20 protein-coding genes are annotated in these 21,194 nt (G+C 36.2%); 4 read left to right on the forward strand and 16 right to left on the reverse strand.

Annotated features, from left to right (window positions below; translation table 11 throughout):
• Positions 1 to 34: 34 nt before the first annotated feature.
• From J3U09_RS04420 to J3U09_RS04440, 5 genes are all read right to left on the reverse strand, one after another.
• Positions 35 to 1,147, reverse strand: a complete 1,113-nt coding sequence (locus tag J3U09_RS04420; RefSeq protein ID WP_267357264.1) for a cupin domain-containing protein — start codon at positions 1,145 to 1,147, stop codon at positions 35 to 37.
• The gene (locus J3U09_RS04425) at positions 1,140 to 1,922 is read right to left on the reverse strand and encodes a YchF/TatD family DNA exonuclease (RefSeq protein WP_065733782.1); all 783 of its coding nucleotides are present in this window, start codon (positions 1,920 to 1,922) and stop codon (positions 1,140 to 1,142) included. Before J3U09_RS04425 ends, J3U09_RS04420 begins: the two co-directional genes overlap by 8 nt.
• 12 nt (positions 1,923 to 1,934) lie before the next feature.
• The gene (gene lapB / locus J3U09_RS04430) at positions 1,935 to 3,113 is read right to left on the reverse strand and encodes a lipopolysaccharide assembly protein LapB (protein ID WP_065563403.1); all 1,179 of its coding nucleotides are present in this window, start codon (positions 3,111 to 3,113) and stop codon (positions 1,935 to 1,937) included.
• Positions 3,114 to 3,119: 6 nt separating this feature from the next.
• On the reverse strand, positions 3,120 to 3,416 hold the full coding sequence (locus J3U09_RS04435; RefSeq protein ID WP_065563404.1) for a LapA family protein: 297 nt from the start codon (positions 3,414 to 3,416) through the stop codon (positions 3,120 to 3,122).
• Between the two features lie 74 nt (positions 3,417 to 3,490).
• Complete coding sequence (locus J3U09_RS04440) at positions 3,491 to 4,204, reverse strand: phosphatase PAP2 family protein (protein WP_065563405.1); 714 nt, start codon at positions 4,202 to 4,204, stop codon at positions 3,491 to 3,493.
• A 102-nt stretch (positions 4,205 to 4,306) separates the two neighbouring features.
• Between J3U09_RS04440 and ribA the strand changes: the two genes are divergently transcribed.
• Positions 4,307 to 4,906, forward strand: coding sequence for a GTP cyclohydrolase II (gene ribA, locus J3U09_RS04445; RefSeq protein WP_220225787.1), 600 nt, complete (start codon positions 4,307 to 4,309; stop codon positions 4,904 to 4,906).
• 74 nt (positions 4,907 to 4,980) lie between these two features.
• Here ribA and J3U09_RS04450 read toward each other — a convergent pair whose 3' ends face one another.
• From J3U09_RS04450 to zipA, 4 genes are all read right to left on the reverse strand, one after another.
• The gene (locus J3U09_RS04450) at positions 4,981 to 5,169 is read right to left on the reverse strand and encodes a 2-hydroxymuconate tautomerase (protein WP_091347325.1); all 189 of its coding nucleotides are present in this window, start codon (positions 5,167 to 5,169) and stop codon (positions 4,981 to 4,983) included.
• A gap of 9 nt (positions 5,170 to 5,178) precedes the next feature.
• The gene (gene luxS, locus J3U09_RS04455) at positions 5,179 to 5,694 is read right to left on the reverse strand and encodes an S-ribosylhomocysteine lyase (protein WP_065563407.1); all 516 of its coding nucleotides are present in this window, start codon (positions 5,692 to 5,694) and stop codon (positions 5,179 to 5,181) included.
• Between the two features lie 67 nt (positions 5,695 to 5,761).
• Positions 5,762 to 7,828 carry an NAD-dependent DNA ligase LigA gene (gene ligA, locus J3U09_RS04460; protein WP_267357266.1) on the reverse strand — a complete coding sequence of 689 codons (2,067 nt, stop codon included), beginning with the start codon at positions 7,826 to 7,828 and terminating at the stop codon, positions 5,762 to 5,764.
• A 168-nt stretch (positions 7,829 to 7,996) separates the two neighbouring features.
• Positions 7,997 to 8,908: a cell division protein ZipA gene (zipA, locus tag J3U09_RS04465; RefSeq protein WP_416380041.1), complete on the reverse strand. Its 912-nt coding sequence runs from the start codon at positions 8,906 to 8,908 to the stop codon at positions 7,997 to 7,999.
• 376 nt (positions 8,909 to 9,284) lie between these two features.
• Between zipA and J3U09_RS04470 the strand changes: the two genes are divergently transcribed.
• Positions 9,285 to 10,475 carry an efflux RND transporter periplasmic adaptor subunit gene (locus tag J3U09_RS04470; RefSeq protein ID WP_267357269.1) on the forward strand — a complete coding sequence of 397 codons (1,191 nt, stop codon included), beginning with the start codon at positions 9,285 to 9,287 and terminating at the stop codon, positions 10,473 to 10,475.
• Between the two features lie 13 nt (positions 10,476 to 10,488).
• Positions 10,489 to 13,701, forward strand: coding sequence for an efflux RND transporter permease subunit (locus tag J3U09_RS04475; protein WP_267357271.1), 3,213 nt, complete (start codon positions 10,489 to 10,491; stop codon positions 13,699 to 13,701).
• A gap of 173 nt (positions 13,702 to 13,874) precedes the next feature.
• On the opposite strand, the gene ruvC is transcribed toward J3U09_RS04475, so the two are convergent.
• From ruvC to J3U09_RS04510, 7 genes are all read right to left on the reverse strand, one after another.
• Positions 13,875 to 14,363 carry a crossover junction endodeoxyribonuclease RuvC gene (gene ruvC, locus J3U09_RS04480; RefSeq protein WP_065563411.1) on the reverse strand — a complete coding sequence of 163 codons (489 nt, stop codon included), beginning with the start codon at positions 14,361 to 14,363 and terminating at the stop codon, positions 13,875 to 13,877.
• Positions 14,363 to 15,106: a YebC/PmpR family DNA-binding transcriptional regulator gene (locus J3U09_RS04485; RefSeq protein WP_034883630.1), complete on the reverse strand. Its 744-nt coding sequence runs from the start codon at positions 15,104 to 15,106 to the stop codon at positions 14,363 to 14,365. The genes ruvC and J3U09_RS04485 overlap by 1 nt, the downstream gene beginning before the upstream one ends.
• Positions 15,107 to 15,475: 369 nt before the next feature.
• Positions 15,476 to 15,772, reverse strand: a complete 297-nt coding sequence (fis, locus tag J3U09_RS04490; protein ID WP_034883623.1) for a DNA-binding transcriptional regulator Fis — start codon at positions 15,770 to 15,772, stop codon at positions 15,476 to 15,478.
• A 16-nt stretch (positions 15,773 to 15,788) separates the two neighbouring features.
• Positions 15,789 to 16,787 (reverse strand): tRNA dihydrouridine synthase DusB, encoded by a 999-nt coding sequence (dusB, locus tag J3U09_RS04495; RefSeq protein ID WP_065563413.1) that lies wholly within the window; start codon positions 16,785 to 16,787, stop codon positions 15,789 to 15,791.
• A 36-nt stretch (positions 16,788 to 16,823) separates the two neighbouring features.
• Complete coding sequence (prmA, locus tag J3U09_RS04500) at positions 16,824 to 17,690, reverse strand: 50S ribosomal protein L11 methyltransferase (protein WP_267357272.1); 867 nt, start codon at positions 17,688 to 17,690, stop codon at positions 16,824 to 16,826.
• The gene (panF, locus tag J3U09_RS04505; protein WP_065563415.1) at positions 17,665 to 19,116 is read right to left on the reverse strand and encodes a sodium/pantothenate symporter; all 1,452 of its coding nucleotides are present in this window, start codon (positions 19,114 to 19,116) and stop codon (positions 17,665 to 17,667) included. Before panF ends, prmA begins: the two co-directional genes overlap by 26 nt.
• A 10-nt stretch (positions 19,117 to 19,126) precedes the next feature.
• Entirely contained in the window at positions 19,127 to 19,354 is a 228-nt protein-coding gene (locus J3U09_RS04510; RefSeq protein ID WP_065563416.1) for a YhdT family protein, read from the reverse strand.
• A 171-nt stretch (positions 19,355 to 19,525) separates the two neighbouring features.
• Between J3U09_RS04510 and ilvC the strand changes: the two genes are divergently transcribed.
• Positions 19,526 to 21,004 (forward strand): ketol-acid reductoisomerase, encoded by a 1,479-nt coding sequence (gene ilvC / locus J3U09_RS04515; protein WP_065733793.1) that lies wholly within the window; start codon positions 19,526 to 19,528, stop codon positions 21,002 to 21,004.
• The last annotated feature ends 190 nt before the right edge of the window (positions 21,005 to 21,194 follow it).

Consider the following 21,194-nt stretch of genomic DNA (forward strand, 5'->3'; position numbering starts at 1 on the left):
ATGACTTTTTCAGTCAATAGTTTTTGAGCGAAATTTATTCTTCGTCAAAATACCAGTAACCAAGATTAACAAATTTCAACATGACATTTAGGGTTTGTTCATCTTGTAATTGTTCGTAGTAAAGTACATCGGTTTCACATAATAGATCGATGGTTTCCATGGGTAGTGGTATTTTTTTACCGTTGATATAAGCCGTATCCTCTATTTTTACAATACGTATACTTGGTACACGATAGAGTTCAGCGCCAGATTTTAGGATTTCTTCAAATTCATCTAGCTCATATGAGGGATCAACTGGGATGATGTTGAGATCATGCATAGGAATAGTGATGTGTTTACCAAACCAGTCATTGAATAAGTCTGGGTTTTTGATAAGGTCGATCATTTGTCCTTGTAGTTTTTTTAATTCATATGGTTGGATTCGATAAGGATCATTTGGTAATTTTAAGTCTGGGTCTTGATAGAAGATGCCATTGGGTAAGTTATCAATCACATAATCAGCAAAACCACTGAGTAGTTCTTGTGATGTTTGAGTTCTAAATCCTACGGAGTAGCTGAGCGATTCTCCAATTGATACCCCATTATGTGGAAAGCCAATTGGAATATATAAAATATCACCCGCAGTGATTTCTTCATCAATAATTGGCTCATAATCTTCTACATGCAGTAGCGCTTTGTGAGCACTGAACTGTTTGTAATTAGGATTACGATCACCAACCTGCCAACGACGGCAACCTTTGCCTTGGATAATAAAGACATCATAATTATCAATATGAGGTCCAACGCCTGCACCTTGTGTGGCATAGGAGATCATTAGGTCTTCAAATTGCCATTGAGGAATACATTTGAATGGTTCAACTAATGTGGCTGCTTGTTCATGCCAATGGTCAACTGCTTGTACAAGGAGGCTCCAATGGTCTTGACCTAGGTGACTATAATCGATAAATGGACCGTAGGCGGCGTCCCATATGCCATTTTTGTTGGTAACGATTCGGCTTTCAATTTCTTCTTCCATGGCAAGGCCAGCTAGTTCTTCTGGGGTGATTGGATCGATAAAGTTGCTAAAAGCATCATGCAAGATGACCGGCTTTTTTTGCCAATAATTGGTTAAAAAATCATCCCAATCGATAGTTAATTTGTTACTCATTGAATGCCCCTTGTAAATTAAATAATTGACAAAAGTTAGTGGTTGTTTGTTTTGCAATTGTTTCTAGAGATACGCCTTTTAATGCCGCCAAGTAATTAGCCACTTCCCGAACATAAGCGGGTTGGTTTTCTTTCCCGCGATAAGGAACGGGGGCTAAATAAGGCGAATCAGTTTCAATCAATATGCGATCTAATGGAACATATCTTGCTACTTCTCGTAACGGTTCGGCATTTTTAAAGGTAATGATGCCAGAAAATGAGATATAAAAGCCAATATCTAATAAGGCTTTGGCCGTATCAATATCTTCAGTAAAGCAATGTAGTACACCGGAATAAGCTTGCTCTTCTTTTAGGAGTTTTAGTGTGTCTTGCTTGGCATTCCGAGTGTGAACAATGATCGGTTTTTTTAGTTGCTTGCCTAATTTTATATGTTCAATAAAGTTGGCTTGTTGCAATTCAATATTATCTTGTTGGTAGTAATAATCCAAACCTGTTTCGCCTAAAGCGATAACATTGTCTTCTTGAGCAAGGCGAGCAAAACGTTCGGCATCGTAGGGCTCATCATCCAAATTGAGTGGGTGAATTCCACATGAAAATGAGCACTGTTTTTGGTATGGCATGAGCATTGTTTTCATCGATTCATAGCCTGAAAGTGTGGTTGCCACGCTTAGGCAATGTTTCACCTCGTTGTTTTGTGCTTCTTGCAATACGCTATCAATCGATTTGTTTGTATAGTCCAAACTGTCTAGATGACAGTGCGAATCAATTAGAAACATATTTTACTCTTTTTAATTATCTGAATGATGTTCGAAATCTCGAACTGGTTTTATGGTTGACCATGAGCGACAGCTCGGACATAGCCAATAGAGGGTGTTAACCGTAAATCCACATTTTTGGCAACGGTAATTGGGAACTGATTTTATTTGTTCACCAACCATGTTGCGAAGTAGTAATAAGCTCTCTTTAGCTTTTCCTTGTTCAGCATCGGCAACATGGTAATCCATTAAGCGATAGAATCCTTTTAGATTTGGGTGTTTTAATAATTCACGATAAAGGTAATATTGCGCTGCATCGAGTCCATTGTCTTTTTCAACAATGTCGGCTAGCATCAATTCGGCAACATTGCCAGTATCTTGTTTGACACAAATTTCGAGGAATTGTTTAAATAACTGAGGTTGATTAAGTTTTGCGTAACATGCTTTTAATAATGGTAACGCTTCACCGATTAATGCTTTATCTTGATTTAATATTTGTTGGAAAGACTCGATTGCTTGTTCAGCTTTATCTTGCGCCATAAATACTCGCCCAAGCATTAATGATGTTCGTGCACAATTAGCATCCGCAGCCGCTGATTTTTTTAGTAAAGTGTAAGCTTGATCCAAATCATTATTAGCAATAGCGATGGCAGCAAGCTCACAATAAAATTGGGCTATTTCGATTTTGTATTTTACATTGCCAAGTTTGACCAGTCTGGTGGCAGCGTTAATTGCGTTATTCCATTCGCTAGTTGATTGATATATGATTAGCAGTTGTTGTAGGGCATGTTGTTGAAAGTCTTCTTCGTCGATTAGCTGTAAAAACATCTCTTCTGCGCGATCGTAAAAACCTGCCACCATGTAATCTCGACCAAGCTGTTGAATAGCTAATAGTCTTTGTTCAAAGGTTAATGAGGCGCTTTCCATTAATGCTTGGTGAATACGTATTGCGCGGTCTACTTCGCCTCGTGAACGGAATAAGTTACCTAAGGTAAGATGGGCTTCAAGTGTGCCTTCATCTTCTTTTAACATGTCAAGGAAGAGGTCAACAGCCTTATCTTTTTGGTTTGACAAAAGAAAGTTTAGGCCATCTACATATTCTCGAGATAGTCGGTTAGATTCATTTAAATATTTTTGTTTGGCATTTCTATCGCCCATGTACCAGCCGTATCCGGCTGCTATGGGGAGTAATAGAAATAACAATTCAAACATAATTACCTATTTTTCTAATTTGGTTAAATTTTGATGCGTATTTTCATCATATTTTTTCTGTAATTTATTTAGTTTACGTTTTGTTGATGAGTGTTGGAATTTTGATTTTAGGAAGTAAATTCCAGTTAATATCCAACCAACTAAAAAGCCTGAACCAAATAAAATAGCAAGTAATACCGATAACCTAACTTCTGTTTTAGCAATTAAATAGTTGAAGGTGACTAATTGATTATTAGCTGAACCTATTGTTATCGATATGGCGAAAATAAGAATTATCAATAAAATTGATATCACTAATTTCATAATTTTAACCTTTTTATTTTATTAAAAATCTCTAAATAACTAAAATTTTTTTGTAAAATTTGTTGTTTATAAAATCATCTGACTACTATATTCCATTTTCTAGCATAAAAACAGCTTATTAATGCAATTAACCAAGCAAGAACAACGCCTAATATAAGGTCATAAGCCGAATGCATACCCAATAATAGCCGACTTGTTTCAATCAGTGTTGACCAGACTACGATGGCGGTCACAATTATAAAATGTCGTCTAAAACTAAGTAATGTTATTGCTAAAAAAGCCCATGTTGCTGCAAATAATGTATGTCCAGATGGAAAAGCATAGCCTGTTTCTTGTTGCCAATGTTTTGACAACCAAGATGGTATTGTAGTTGTATTAGTCAGTAGCTGTTCTATGTTGGCTTTTCGTTCAGCTCTTGTTTGGGAATAAAATTGTTTGTCGCTAAAATGATACTCTTTAGCTAACCATAGAACATATGGTCTTGATTCAGCTGTTTGTTGTTTGATTAAACTTTTAATGATTTGTCCACCCAACATTGCGCTGACTAAAATTAACAATATAACTAAGATATTTTTTTTATTGGCCAATAGTAGACAGAACAGTAGAAAAAATAGTCCTGATGTGATTATTGCCCAAGGATAACTTGCTGTTTCGGTTATCCAAAAAAAATATTCAGATGAATTATTAAGTGCTGACGGTTGCCAATGCCAATTTACGACTATTACAGATAACGGTATAATTAGAAATAAGACTAATGCCGCTATTGTTTTTTTTATTACTAACCCCATTTAAAAACTCAATTAAGCATAAAATTTGATTTATTTTAACATGGAAGAACGATTTGTTTTTAAAAAATCTTATCTATGTGTTTACTAAATTTGGAGATAATAATGCAATTAAAACATGTTGCACAAGCCAAACTGCCAACACCATGGGGATGTTTTACCATTGTTGGTTTTGAAGAGATTGCAACAGGTAAGGATCATGTGGCATTAGTGTTTGGTGATATCAATGATGAAACGTCAATTTTGACGCGTGTTCATTCAGAGTGTTTAACCGGTGATGCGTTATTTAGTTTGCGTTGTGATTGTGGTTTTCAGTTAGAAGCCGCGTTAAAACAAATTGCTAAAGAAGGTAAAGGGATTTTAATTTATCATCGCCAAGAAGGGCGTAATATTGGGTTATTAAATAAGATCAGAGCCTATGCCCTTCAAGATCAAGGTTTAGACACGGTTGAAGCAAATGAGCAATTAGGGTTTGCGGCAGATGAGCGTGATTTTACTTTATGTGCCGATATGTTGACGCTGTTAGGGGTGTCAAAAATTCGTCTGTTAACGAATAACCCTGAAAAGATTAAAGTGCTTGAACAAGCAGGAATTCAGGTTACCGAGCGCGTTCCTTTAGAAGTAGGGGAGAACCCTAATAATGAGCATTATTTAGCAACCAAAGCCAATAAGTTAGGGCATTTGTTGCATTTACATCGTCATTAGTTTTTAATATTTTAAATTGTTTAACCTCAATATTTAATATTGAGGTTGATTTTTTGGGGCGATTAATCGTTTAATTAATCTTTATCGCAACGAAGCACTCCACCGTTGGCAATTTGGTCTTTAGAGATTTCGTGCATGATAATTTGTACTGCTTCAGGTTTGCAGTTGAGTGTTTCGACAATTGCATTTGTTACTCGTTTAGCCATTTCACGTTTTTGTTCGATGGTGCGTCCTTCTAAGAAGTCGATAACGACATTCGGCATAAATATCTCCTAATGATTAATTGTGGCAAGTTGTGCATCAGTTAATGCGATGTCTTGATTATGGCAAATACCAATACCGGATTGTATGATTTTTTCAGCAATCGCTTTTGCTTCCTCTAATGAGTGCATTGTATAAGTTCCACATTGATATTCGTTTAATTCTGGAATTTCTGATTGTGATTTTACGTTTAGCACATCATGCATAGATTTTAACCAAGCATCAACTACCAATGATTCGTTAGGTTTACCAATTAAGCTCATATAAAAACCAGTACGGCATCCCATTGGGGATATATCAATAATTTCGACATTATCACTGTTTAAATGGTCGCGCATAAAGCCAGCAAATAGGTGTTCTAATGTATGAATCCCTTTTTCAGGTAATAGTGCTTTATTAGGAATGGTAAAGCGAAGATCAAATACAGTTATGTCATCACCTTTAGGGGTTGCCATGGTTTTAGCTATTCGCACAAAAGGTGCTTTCATTTTAGTATGATCGACTTTAAAACTGTCTAATAAAGGCATAATGTTCTCCTTAGTTTATAATCAAGCTATTTTGATTAATTAGCTCGATTTATTCCACCTTTTTTATTCATTGATTTAATAAATCTAACATTTCTTGTTCATCAATGACTTTTATTCCTAGCTCTTCTGCTTTAGTAAGCTTTGAACCTGCTGATTCACCCGCAATCACTAAGTCGGTTTTTTTAGAAACACTACCAGTAACTTTAGCACCGAGTTTTTTTAGTTTGTCTTTTGCTTCGTCACGGGTTAATTGTGATAATGTTCCGGTTAATACAATGGTTTTGCCCGAGAATGGTGAGTCAATTGTTAATGGTTCTACTTCGACATCAGGCCAATGTATACCGATTTCCGGACTGGTTAGTTGGTCAATGACATCACGATTATGGGGTTCTTGAAAAAAGTCGATAATACTTTCAGCGATCACTTCACCAACATCACTTACAGTTTGTAGTTGCTCTAATGAAGCGTTTTCGATCGCCGTTAAGTTACCAAATTGGTTAACTAAATTTTCAGCTGTGACTTCACCAACATTTGGTATGCCCAAGGCGAATATAAATCGATTTAAGGTCGTGTCTTTAGATTGATTTAATGCGTTAATTAGGTTGCTGGCTAATTTTTGCCCGACTTTGTCTAATGAACATAAAATTGGTAAGGTTAGCTTGTAAAGATCAGCCGGTGTTTTGACATAATCTTTGTCTACTAATTGTTCGATTATTCTATCCCCGAGTCCATCAACGTTCATTGCCCGGCGAGATACGAAGTGTTTTAGGGCTTCTTTGCGCTGTGCTGGGCAAATCAATCCACCGGCACAACGAGAGATTGCTTCACCTTCATCGCGAACAATAAGGGAGCCACAAATAGGGCAGTGGGTTGGGAAGATGATTTCTTTGGTGTCAGCTGGTCGCCGATTTTGGATGACTGAAACAATTTGTGGAATCACATCACCTGCACGGCGTACAGTGACATAATCACCTTCTCGAATACCTAAACGTTCAATTTCATCACTGTTGTGGAGTGTTGCATTACTGACGATAACCCCTGCTACCGATACCGGCTCTAGTCTTGCTACTGGTGTTATGGCACCGGTACGACCAACTTGGAAGTCGACTTTTTTAAGCTGTGTTACTTCTTCTTGCGCTGGAAATTTGAATGCTGTGGCCCAACGAGGTGCACGCGCAACAAAACCAAGCTCTTGTTGTTGTGCAATACTGTTGACTTTGATAACTACACCGTCAATATCAAAATCAAGTGACATTCTTTTCTCACCAATTTCATGAAAGTAGGCAAGTGCTTCTTGGACACCTTGGCGAATCTGGACTTTGTCGCTAACAGGTAAACCCCAAGCTTTAAATTGCATTAGACGGTCATAGTGGTTATCAGGTAGAGTTGCGCCCTCATTAATGCCAACTCCATAACAGAAAAAAGAGAGCGGTCTTTTGGCTGTGATTTTAGGATCTAATTGCCTTAATGAACCTGCGGCGGCATTCCGAGGATTTGCGAATGTTCTTTCCTTGCGTTTTTCCGCATCTGCATTTAATTTGGCAAAACCTTTGTGTGTCATAAAGACTTCGCCACGTACCTCTAATCGAGTAGGTATGTTTTCACCTTTTAATACTAGTGGAATAGTTCTTATGGTTTTTACATTTGAAGTTATATCTTCACCAGTAGTGCCATCGCCACGTGTTGCTGCTCGAACGAATCGTCCATTTTCGTATAATAAACTTACCGCTAACCCGTCAAGTTTTAACTCACAGCAGTATTCAACTGATTGGCTACTAGTGAGATGTAAGCGATCTTTTACCCTTTTATTAAAAGCGTTAAAACTTAATTCATCAAATACATTATCAAGTGATAGCATCGGTAGTTCATGTTTTACCGAGTCAAATTGTGACAGAGGTGTGCCTCCTACACGTTGTGTTGGTGAGTCGGATGTGATGAGTTCAGGGTGATTGTGTTCTAGATTTTGGAGTTGTTTTATTAATTTATCATATTCTACGTCGGGAATTTCTGGTGCATCAAGCACATAATAACAATATTCATGATGTCTAATCAGATTGCGTAAAGCAGTTATCTGTTCTGTTACCTCGTGTAGAGATTCAGAATCATTTACTGAATTTTCAGTTATATTTGGCATGATTTTTAACTCTTAAATTAAAACTAAAGTTTTAGAATTAGCAATAAAATAGTACGTAACTAAATTTAGTACAATAGGTGTTGATAAATATAGTTTGTAAACCAACATAAACTAGCTATTCCACTAATTTTCATAAGTGGAATAGTTTTAAAAAAAGAGTTCTTGCGATTAAATTTCGTTACAAGCTTTTTTAATGCGTTCTTTATAACTATCAATCTTTTGTGGTGTCATCATGTGATGTTCATCATCAAGTACTACACCATTGACATCGTCAGCGATACGTTGCGCAGTTTGTAACATAAGTTTGAAGTTTTGTTGATTGTTACCATGAGTTGGCGCAACCATAAATATTGATACACCCGGTGTGGTAAATTCGTGCATGGTTTCAGGATCTAAATAACCTGGGCTAATCATGTTAGCTAAACTAAATAAAATTGGGCCATTGCCGGCAGGGTCAACATGGCGATGGAAAATTTGCATATCACCAAATTGGAATCCTGATTGCATTATGCTAGCTAACAGTACATCACCTTGTAATGATTTGCCATTTATACCGGTTACGTTTAAGACAATAATTTCAGTTTGGTTGTCTTCACCCACATCTAGTTTTTGATTGCTTTGTTCTTCAGATACTGATTGAGCCGTTTTTTGGACTTCTCTAACCTTTGGTGTTTCAGGTTCTTCAGCAAAAATTTCTTGTTGAAAGTTGATTGTAGGCTCGTTATCAGCCTTATCGTCAATTTCTTCATCATTATTATTTGAAAATAGATCTTCTTGAAGAGGTAAATGTTCTTCCTCTTCTCCTTTCACGTTTTCTTTAACGTTCTCTTCTTCAACTACTACTGACTCAACTGGGTTATTACTTTCATCCTGTTTATTTTTAGGCGTGAGTAATATTACATCGTCTTCTTCGCCGTAGATGTCTTCAAATTGTTGAGTATTTGGTGTGAATTTATCTTTTTTGCCTGACTTAAATAAAGAAGAACGTTCTTTTTTATTGATCCAGAGCCCATGAATCAATAATGCAATAATGACTAAGGACGCAATAACAATTAGAACAGTACGTAAATTATCCATAATACCCATCTCAGAATTAAATTAAATATAGATTTAAATTATTCAATAATATAATTGAAAAAAAAGGATTAAAAAATACCACAATTAAATTTTTTTACTTTTTATTCGTAAGCTAAATCCATACTCACTTATTACAGCACTAAAAATCAATTCGCATATATTACTTTATTTCTCCGAATAATCATAATATCAATCCCAATTTTTTTATTATTATTGTTTTGATATGGTTAAATTTAGTAAATTTTTAGAACTCTGTGCTATTAAGGTGTTAAGATACTTACAATCAATGCATATTTTTTGTAAAATCATCGATCACTTTTGAATGATTTCATTGTTTTTTATTAAAAAATAATTATTAAGTTACCGAGGTCTTTTTTATATGAGATTTAATAAGCTATTACTTACGCTGGCATTATCTGGTCTATTGTTATTAACTGGTTGTGATAATAATCAATCCCAATCAGCTAATGGCCAATTACCCAAGGTAACTGTTTTTAAAGTCCAACCTTTAGATTATACCCTTAAAATTAGTTTACCTGGACGAGTTGTTGCATCGCAAATAGCTGAAATTCGCCCACAAGTTAGTGGAATTGTGTTAAATCGTGAATTTGAAGAAAGTTCGAATGTTAAAGCTGGGCAATCACTTTATCAGATCGATCCTGCTATTTATCAAGCTAATTATGATAGTGCGGTGGCAAGTGTAGAAAGTGCAAAAGCTAATGCTAATATTGCGCAACTTACTTTAAAACGTTATGCAGGGCTATTAAATACTAAATCCATCAGCCAACAAGAATATGATAAAGCTGCTGCTGATGCTAAACAAGCTGAAGCAAGTGTTTTAGTTGCTCAAGCAGCAGAACACGCTGCTAAAGTTAATTTAGATTATACTAAAGTTTATTCGCCAATTGATGGTTATATTGGTAAATCAAGTGTGACTGAAGGTGCGCTAGTTTCTGCTGGACAAGCTGCTCCACTTGCACTAGTTCAACAACTTGATCCAATTTATGTTGATATGACTGAAGCGGCGACTCGCTATAATAAATATCTTCAAGATGAAAATATTGTTTATCAACCCGCTAAAGGCAATAACGTTGATCTGTTCTTTAATGATGGTTCTAAATACGCATTATCAGGTAGCATTAAATTTTCAGATATGACAGTTAATGAGACTACAGGTACTGTTACGTTGCGTTCACAATTTTCAAATAGTGAAGGTAAAATTTTACCAGGTATGTTTGTTAAACCACAAATGACATTAGGTACTATTAAAAATGCAGTGTTAGTGCCTCAACAAGGTATTACTAGTAACCAAAAAGGCCAATATACAGCTAAGATTTTAAAATCAGATGGTGCAGTTGAATATCGCCAAGATATTAAAATTTATACCGGTATAGGTGGTTATTGGGTGGTAACTAGTGGAATTAATATCGGTGAAGAAGTTATTACAACAGGCCTACTTAATTTAACTGGGGTTGAAACAGGAACAGCTATGAAAGCGGTTGCAGTTGGTAAGCCCGCTGAACTGACTCAAGAGCAGTTAGATAGTCTCATCAAAAACAGCGTGAAATAAGGTAGATTTAATTATGGCTAAGTTTTTTATTGATAGACCTGTTTTTGCATGGGTAATTGCTATCATGATGATGCTGGGCGGTGCTTTGTGTATTAAGTTACTTGCTGTTGAACAGTATCCTGATATTGCACCACCTGCTGTTACGGTTTCAGCGGTTTATCCAGGTGCTGATGCACAAACAATTGAAAATACAGTTACGCAGTTAATTGAGCAAAACTTAACTGGTTTGGATAATTTGATTTATATGAAATCAACCAGTAGTGCTCAAGGTGTGGTACAAACTACGTTAACTTTTGCACCAGGTACTAGCCCTGATTTTGCTCAGGTACAGGTATTAAACAAAGTAGAAAGTATTAAATCTCGTCTACCAGAAAGTGTTCAAAAAAATGGGGTTTCGGTTGCTAAAAATAACACTAACTTCTTAAAAGTTATCGGCTTCTACTCAACCAATCCTCAAAAAACACAAGCAGATATAGCTGACTTTATTTATTCAACTGTACAAGATCAGATTCGTCGTGTACAAGGGGTAGGTGATACACAGTTATTTGGTTCTGAATATGCAATGCGTATTTGGTTAGATCCAAATAAACTTAATTATTTTAATCTGTCGATTGAAGAAATTATTAGTGCTATCCAAGCGCAAAATGCTCAGGTTACTGCAGGGCAATTAGGTGCTTTACCAGCCACTGAAGGGCAAGAACTTAATGCCACCATTACTGCTCAATCACGTTTAAAAACACCAGAGCAATTTCAAAATATTTTACTTCGTGTTAATACAGATGGTTCAAATGTTTTATTAAAAGATGTAGCAAAAGTTGAAATTGGTGCAGCTGATTATAATTTCCTTTCTCGTTATGATGGTAAACCATCAGCTGGTTTAGGTATTTATTTAGCAACAGGTGCTAACCAACTTGATACATCTGAGAAAGTTGACAAAAAAATTGAAGAGTTATCTCATATTTTTCCTGAGGATATTAAATTTGCGTATCCTTATGATACAACACCATTTGTTAAATTATCGATCAACAACGTAGTACATACCTTAATCGAAGCAATCATTTTGGTTGTTATCGTTATGTATGTGTTTTTACAAAATCTGCGTTCTACACTTATTCCAACCATCACCGTACCGGTAGTATTGTTAGGTACGTTTGCGGTTCTATATATCTGTGGATTTACCATTAATACGTTATCCATGTTTGCTATGGTACTGGCCATCGGTCTTCTGGTCGATGATGCCATTGTGGTTATTGAGAACGTTGAACGTATTATGCATGATGAAGGGCTTTCGCCTTATGATGCAACCGTTAAATCGATGGAACAAATTACTTCTGCTTTAGTTGGTATTGCTGTGGTACTTTCAGCAGTATTCGTACCAATGGCATTTTATGGTGGTGCAGCAGGGGGGATTTATCGTCAATTTTCAATCACTATTGTAACGTCAATGTCATTATCAGTGGTGATGGCAATTGTGTTAACACCAGCACTTTGCGCTCAAATTTTAAAAGCGCCGTCAAAAAGCAAAATTAAGAAAGCTACGATTGGTGAAAAATTAGAAAGTGTGCCGCCATTTAGCTGGCTTTCAATTGGAACTAAATGGTTCTTCAGTAAGTTTAATAATATATATAACAAAAGTTTACATGCCTATGAAAAAGGTGTAATTAAATTTATTCGATATCCTCTCGTTTCATTTATTTGCTATGGGTTGATTGTTGTTGCTTTAATATTTGGATTTAATCGCTTACCAACTGGCTTCTTACCAAATGAAGATCAGGGGGTATTAATTGTCATGGTTGAATTACCACCCGGTTCTACATTAGAACAAACCATGGGTGTGTTGAATAAAACCTCTAAATTCTATATGGAGAAAAAGGCTGACTCAGTGAAGGAAATCTTTACCGTTGCTGGTTTTAGTATGGTTGGTCGTGGTCAAAATATGGGGCTTGGCTTTATTCGATTAAAAGATTGGGATGAGCGTACTCGCCCAGACCAAAAAGTTGATGCCTTAGTTGGTAGTGGTTGGGGATTTGCTTCAACAATAACTGAAGGTCGTGTCATTATTACCAATGTACCAGCAGTACCGTCACTTGGTATGGCTAATGGTTTCTCATATATGTTAAAAGATACCTCTGGCCTTGGGCATGATGCATTGATGGGCGCATTTTTCCAACTATTGAGACAAGCCTCTCAAAATCCTAACTTACAACAAGTTCGCCCTGGTAGTATGTTAGATGTTCCACAATATAAAATTAATGTGGATTTCGAAACGGCTCAAGCACTTGGTGTTGCGGTAAGTAGTGTTAATACCGTGCTTTCAACTGCATTAGGTTCAGCTTATATTGATGACTTTGTTTATAATAACCGTGTTAAAAAGGTTTATTTACAATCTGATGCGGCTTATCGAATGCTTCCTGATGATTTTAGTTTCTGGCATGTAAAAAATCAAAAAGGTGAAATGGTACCTTATGATGCTTTTGCAACCACAACGAAAAGTTATGGTTCACCATCACTTGTTCGTTATGATGGTGTAGCGGCAATGGGTATTAGTGGTTCGGCTGCCCCTGGGTTGAGTTCTGGTCAAGCTATGGCGACTATGGAAGAACTATCTAAAAACTTGCCTAAGGGCTTCTCGTTTGACTGGACAGATATTTCTTATCAAGAACGTCAAACAGGTTCTCAAACTACAACACTTTATTATATTTCAATCATTGTGGTGTTCTTGTCGTTAGCAGCTCTATATGAAAGCTGGACAGTACCTATTTCGATCCTATTTGTGATCCCACTAGGTATTATCGGTACCGTATATGCGACGATGTTTAGAGGTCTTGATAACGATATTTACTTTATTGTTGGTCTTTTAACTACGATGGGCTTATCGGCTAAGAATGCTATTTTGATTGTGGAATTTGCTAAAGATGCACTTGAAAAAGAAGGTAAATCATTAATCGATGCAACGTTAGAAGCTTGTCGTCTACGTTTACGTCCAATCTTAATGACCTCGTTTGCTTTCATTCTTGGTGTGTATCCATTAGCAACAAGTAGTGGTGCTGGTTCTGTAAGCCAGAATGCGGTAGGTACAGGGGTAATCGGCGGTATGTTGACAGCAACATTCTTGGCGATATTTTATGTTCCGCTATTCTTCTTATTTGTAACTAAATTATTTACTAAACATAAGAATAAAGTCGTATTGCCAACTAACTTTACAGGCAACACTGAAAATAAATAACCAATAGGTTAGATTTAAAAAGCACCAATAGTCTTGGTGCTTTTTTTATGTGCTTTTTGGATTAATCTTTTAAACGATAATTAAGTTTGTATTCAGTTAAATTTTGCGTTGAGGAGCGGGGTTTTTGAGTGATATAAAACAGATATTGAGGTGATTTTTTTAAAGATTGGACTTTATCGATGTGATTTAACTAAGTGTTGGGTCATATGCGCATGGGTAATCGCGATTGCGAGCGCATCAGCGGCATCTGCTTGAGGGCTTGCCGGTAATTTAAGTAATAACTTAACCATGTGCTGTACTTGCTTTTTATCCGCTGCTCCTGTTCCAACTACGCTTTGCTTAACTAATCGTGCGGCATATTCAAAAACGGGTAAATCATTATTAACCGCTGCAACAATGGCAGAACCTCGTGCTTGACCTAATTTTAGCGCAGAATCGGCATTATGAGCCATAAACACTTGTTCAATAGCAAACATGTCAGGTTGAAATTGGAGGATGATTTCGCTTACTCCGGCGTAGACACGTTTTAAACGCGTTGGTAAGTCATCAACTGCAGTACGGATACAACCACTGCCAAGATAGGTTAGTTGTCGTCCCGTTTGGCGAATTACACCGTAACCCGTCAAACGAGAACCTGGGTCAATCCCCAGAATGATAGTCATTAGAGTGCTGCTGCAACTTCGTCTGAAACTTCTCCGTTATGATAAACTTCTTGAACATCATCACAATCTTCAAGCATGTCAATAAGACGTAGTAGTTTTGGTGCAGAATCAATATCCAAGTCAACTTTAGTGGCTGGAATCATTGAAACTTCAGCGGATTCAGCGACTAAGCCTGCTGCATCTAGTGCATCTTTAACTTCACCGAATGATTCAGGTGTTGTAAATACATCAATAGCACCATCGTCATACGTCACAACATCATCAGCACCAGCTTCAAGCGCAGCATCCATGACTTGATCTTCGTCAGTTCCAGTTGGATATGAGATAACGCCTTTTTTGGTGAATAAGTAAGATACAGAACCATCAGTACCTAGGTTTCCACCAGTTTTAGTAAAAGCATGACGAACTTCTGATACCGTGCGGTTTCGATTATCACTTAAGCATTCTACCATTACTGCAGTACCTGCTGGTCCATAACCTTCATAGATGATAGTTTCCATATTAGTATCATCTTCACCACCAACACCACGAGCAATTGCTCTGTTCATGGTATCTCGAGTCATGTTGTTAGATAATGCTTTGTCCATAGCAGCTCGTAGACGAGGGTTAGACGCTGGATCGCCACCACCAAGTTTTGCTGCTGTTACAAGTTCGCGAATAATTTTGGTAAAGATTTTTCCGCGCTTAGCATCTTGAGCTGCTTTGCGATGTTTGGTATTGGCCCATTTACTATGACCTGCCATAAAATTCTCCAGATTAAATAATTTAAAAATCGAGCTATTTTAACAAACTTTTAGCTAAAGTTCATTATCAATCTCTTTATTCCTTTTCTGCTGTTAATAATAAAGTTTTTATTAGAGTAATTTCAATAAAAGTTGAGTATGTGGATATACAACATTGCTCTTATTTATTGCTGAAAGTTTGAAAAGAATAGTTCTTATAGGTATATAACGTTAAATTGTATTGATAATTAAAAAATCGCTATATAAGCTTTGTGCAACACTTGTTTAGTGCTCTTAGGCTTGAATAAATTTTTAGTTAGCAAAAAATAAAAAAAGCGCCCTATCAATCAGCGCTTTTAATCTATTAAATAATATGGTTTAAAATTTTTACTAACTCATTCCATATTGTTTTAATTTTTTGCGTAAAGTACCACGATTGATACCAAGCATATTTGCTGCTCGAGTTTGATTGCCACGAGTATATTGCATAACCATATCAAGGAATGGGTGTTCAACTTCAGCTAACACTAATTCGTATAGATCAGTAGGATCTTCACCATTTAATTGTGATAAATAGTTTTTTAAAGCTTGTTTTACCGAATCTCGTAAAGGCTTTTGTGTTATTTGGTCTTGAGAGTTTACAGTTGTAAATTTAAGTGCTGCAGCTGTAACGCGTTGTTCTGACATAGTATTTTTAACTCTTTTATTTGTTTCTAATTTGACTAAAAAATGCTTTTAGTGTTTTTACTTGCTCACTTGTATTGCTAAGTACACTAAATAAGCGCCTGAATTGATCACTATCAGCATAACTCTTGGTATACCAATTTACATGCTTTCTGGCAATCCTTAATCCTTTGTATTCTCCATAAAATTGATAAAGATCTTCAAGGTGTGTTAATACAATTTGTTCGACTTCATCAATTGTTTTATTTTTTTTTAACTGTCCGTGTGCTAAATAGAATGCAATTTCTTCAAATATCCAAGGTCGCCCCTGTGCCGCTCGGCCGATCATTATACCATCAGCTTGCGTATATTTGAAAACATCTTTTGCTTGTTCTGGTGTACAAATATCACCATTTGCAATTACCGGAATCGTTACCTTTTCTTTCACTGCTTTTATGGAGTCATATTCGACTTCTCCATTGAATAAGCATGCACGACTTCGCCCATGAATAGTAATAGCCTTTATGCCACAATCCTGCGCAATTTGTGCGATTTCAATGCAATTTCTATTATTTTTATCCCATCCAGTCCGAGTTTTTAGTGTTACTGGCACATCAACTGAGCCAACAACTTTTTGCAAAATATTTTTTATTAAATCTGGATGCTGCATTAATGCAGAACCAGCTAATTTTTTATTTACTTTTTTAGCAGGGCATCCCATATTAATATCAATTAATTGAGCACCATGTTTGACATTAAATTCAGCAGCTCTAGCCATTTCATCTGGATCTGAGCCAACAATTTGGACTGCACGTATACCAACATCATCAGTTGAAATCATTCTTAATGCTGATTTGTCAGTATGCCATACATCTGAATTAGCTAAAAACATTTCAGAAATAGTCATTCCTGCACCAAAGCGATGACATAAATTTCTAAATGGTTTATCGCTTATTCCTGCCATAGGGGCCGCAATTAAATTGTTTTTTAATGTGACCTTGCCAATACTAAGCAAATTAAGGTCGGCTATATTACGCATTTTTCCTCTAAGTTAAAAGGGGGTAATGTCACATTTTTACTTTTTTTTACCAGTAATTCGGCACCACTCTTCTTGCTCAATAATAGGATCAAGTTCAAAATGAGTCTGATATGCTTCATATACACTTTGAGATTGAGTGGCTAAAATACCTGATAATCCTAGTTTTCCATTAGTTTTTACAAGGTTATTGATCTGTGGTTCAAGTTCTTTTAAAGGGCCTGCTAGTATGTTTGCGACAACAACATCAGCTTGTAAATTATTTGGAAGATCTTTTGCTAAATATAGTTCAATTTTTTCACTAACATTATTTCGCTCAGCATTGTCACGACTTGCTTGGATCGCTTGAGGATCAATATCTACTCCAATGACTCGCTTAGCGCCTAATTTTAATGCAGCAATGGCTAAAATGCCTGAACCGCAACCATAATCAATCACTATCTTGTTGTTTAGATCTAGACTATCTAACCAAGTTAAACATAATGCTGTTGTCGGGTGGGTCCCCGTTCCAAATGCTAGACCAGGATCTAACATTACGTTGACTGCATTAGGATCAGGAATGTCTCGCCAGCTAGGGCATATCCATAATCTTTTACCAAATTGCATTGGATGAAAGTTATCCATCCACTCTCTTTCCCAATCTTTATCTTCTAGCTGTTCTATTTTATAGGAATATTGGTCTAGATTTAGTATCGCTTTTAATTCATCAATATCTATTTGAGCGTCATAAAGTCCAACTACATCGGTGTTTACCCAAAGTTTCGTTTCACCTGGTAACGGTTCAAAAACAGGGTTATCATAAGTGTCTTGAAAAGTGACTGATACAGCACCTGATTCTTCTAGTTGCTCGCTGATTTGTTCAGCTAATTCATTAGTAGTGTTAATTCTGAGTTGAATCCAAGGCATAGTTTTTTCCTGTTTGGCCAAATAGGTTGGCGATAATAAATACAACTAATCCGATCAGTAACGATGGTATGATTGGATGGAAAGCATAAATCTTAATGTTATAAACAGCGAGAAGAGTATAGCTTATTGCACCAGCTAACATTGAGCAAAGTGCCCCTGTTGCATTCGCTTTTTTCCAGTATAATCCGAGTACTAATGGCCATAAAAATACTGCTTCAAGCCCACCAAATGCGAGTAAATTAAGCCAGATGATCATTTCGGGTGGTTTCCATGCGGCTAATATCAATAATCCACCAAAGAAATAGGTAATGGTAACTGATAATCGAGTTAGCATTTTATCACTAAATTTGGTATTTGGTCTTATCGTTAAGAATAGATCTTTAATAATAACCGATGATACTTGTAATAGTTGGGCATTAATTGTGGACATTATTGCTGAAAGTGGCGCAGCCAAAAAGATTCCTGCAGCCAAAGGCGGCATAACTTTTATAATTAATGTAGGTACAATTTGATCGGGTATCGTTAAATCACTTACTATCGCACGACCGAGTGCTCCAGATAAATGCATTGTCAACATGATGATTGTTACAACTATAGTACCAATAATAATACCTTGGTGTACCGCTTTACTATCTTTATAGGCCATGCAACGAACAGCAGTATGTGGTAAACCAACAACACCAAAGCAGACTAGAACCCAAAAAGAAGCCATAAAAGGGAAGTCCATAAAATTATTTGGTCCTTGTGGCGTTAATAAAGCCGGATCGATTGTATATAGGCGATCAATAATATTTGTAATTCCACCACCAGCGTAAATAATGGCGACTAAAAGTAAAATGGCACCGATTATCATAACTAAGCCTTGGAAAGCATCATTTAAAATGCTGGCTCTAAACCCCCCAAAAGCCGTATATATTACTGTGCCGAATCCAAAAATAATGAGTCCATTGTCATAAGGAATACCGACAGATGATTCTAATAAACGGGCTCCCCCTACAAATTGTACAGTCATAGCACCAACAAAAGCAGTAATTAAAGCGATACTTGCAAACCATACAATCATTTTACTTTTATAATGAGAATAGAGCATATCACTAAGCGTTATTGCATTGTATTTACGAGCTAAAATAGCAAACTTTTTACCTAAAATGCCCAGTGAAAGTAATACAGTAGGGACTTGGATCATAGATAACAGCACCCAGCCAAGTCCATATTTATAAGCAGCCCCTGGCCCACCAATGAATGAACTGGCACTAATATAAGTTGCAGCCAAGGTCATCGCCAGTAAAAAACCGCCCATGGTGCGATTACCAATAAAATAGTCAGTAAATTGGTTTACTTTCTTTCTTTTTATATAAGCGTAAATTGATAACGCAAATACAAATATAAGGTAAATAATAAGAGGAAGAATAATATCTAATTGCACGCTTAATGGCCTATTCTAATGGAATATTTTTGAATTGTTTTTTTACCACAATATAACATAACAAGATAAAACCAAATGGTACCATTATGCATGACAGCTCAAACCATAATGGTAAACCTATGAAACCTTTTTGATCTTTTAAACTATAAGCGCTAATTACCCATGCAGCGAAATAGATAAGAGTAAGTAACAATGAAAGCTTTGCTTCTTTATTAGCCTGCTTGTAACGAGTATCCATATTAAATAAATGGTTAATTAATTTGGGGGGACTTAGAGTAAAAGAAAGTGTTTAACTTGGCAAGCTTATTGCAATTTATGCAATATAGTGTTCTAAATATATCAATTTTCGCAATTATGATTTTACGCTATAGTGCTCTGATTAAAAATAATTCAACTCATGGAGAGAATAATGTCTAACTATTTTAATACATTAAATTTACGCGAAAAATTAGAACAACTAGGTCAGTGCCGTTTTATGGCTCGTGATGAATTTGCATCAGAAGCTAATTTTTTAAAAGGCAAAAAGATTGTGATCGTTGGTTGTGGTGCTCAAGGTCTTAACCAAGGGCTAAATATGCGCGATTCTGGTTTAGATATTTCTTACGCTTTACGTAAAGAAGCTATTGCAGAAAAAAGAGCATCATGGAAAAAAGCAACAGAAAATGGCTTTAAAGTTGGAACTTATGAGGAATTAATTCCTACCGCTGATTTAGTTATCAACTTAACTCCAGATAAGCAACATTCAGCTGTAGTACAAGCTGTTCAACCATTGATGAAAAAGGGTGCAGCATTAGGTTATTCACACGGTTTTAACATCGTTGAAGTTGGCGAAAAAATTCGTCCAGATATCACAGTAGTGATGGTTGCGCCAAAATGTCCTGGAACAGAAGTTCGTGAAGAGTATAAACGTGGATTTGGTGTACCAACTCTGATCGCTGTCCATCCTGAAAATGATCCTAAAGGCGAAGGTTTAGCAATTGCTAAAGCATGGGCTGCTGCAACAGGTGGTCATAGAGCGGGTGTTTTACAGTCTTCTTTTGTTGCTGAAGTTAAATCTGATCTTATGGGTGAACAAACGATCTTATGTGGTATGTTGCAAACTGGATCATTACTTTGCTTTGACAAACTTGTCGCAGATGGCGTTGATCCTGCATATGCTTGTAAATTATTACAATTTGGTTGGGAAACGATCACTGAAGCATTAAAACAAGGTGGTATTACGTTAATGATGGATCGTTTATCTAATCCTGCTAAATTACGTGCGAATGCATTAGCTAAAGAATTAAAAGTGATCATGACTGATCTTTACCGTAAACATATGGATGATATTATTTCAGGCGAATTCTCATCAACGATGATGAAAGATTGGGCTAACGATGATGTTAACTTATTGAAATGGCGTAAAGAAACGGGTGAAACTGCATTCGAAAAAGCTGCCGAATATCAAGGTAAGATTGACGAACAAGCTTATTTTGATCAAGGTGTTGTTATGGTAGCAATGGTTAAAGCAGGGGTTGAACTTGCATTTGAAACTATGCTTGAATCTGGTATTTTACCTGAATCAGCTTATTATGAATCACTACATGAGTTACCACTTATTGCAAATACAATAGCTCGTAAACGTTTGTATGAAATGAATGTGGTTATTTCTGATACCGCTGAATATGGTAACTATTTATTTGCTAATGCAGCTGTTCCATTATTAAAAGAGAAATTCATGCCAATGTTACAAGCAGGTGACTTAGGTAAAGCTATACCTGAAGGCAGTGTTGACAATGCACAATTACGTGATGTTAATGAAGCTATTCGTCACCATCCAATTGAGATCGTTGGGCGTAAACTTCGTAGCTATATGACAGATATGAAAAGGATCAATGTAGCAAGTTAATTGATCTTAATCAGTTATGAAAAAGGTGCTAATAAGCACCTTTTTTTATGTCTAAAGTATCTTAACATCAAGCTTTAACTGCATTTAATATTTTGTAAAATTACGATTTGATCACAAAGGATCAAGGATCAAAAAAAGGATCCAACTTAGATCATTCGGATCCTTATAAAATTTTCATAAAACTTTTAAA

It is taken from the genome of Gilliamella sp. B2889, from assembly GCF_026536885.1.
Lineage (GTDB): Bacteria > Pseudomonadota > Gammaproteobacteria > Enterobacterales > Orbaceae > Gilliamella > Gilliamella apicola_E.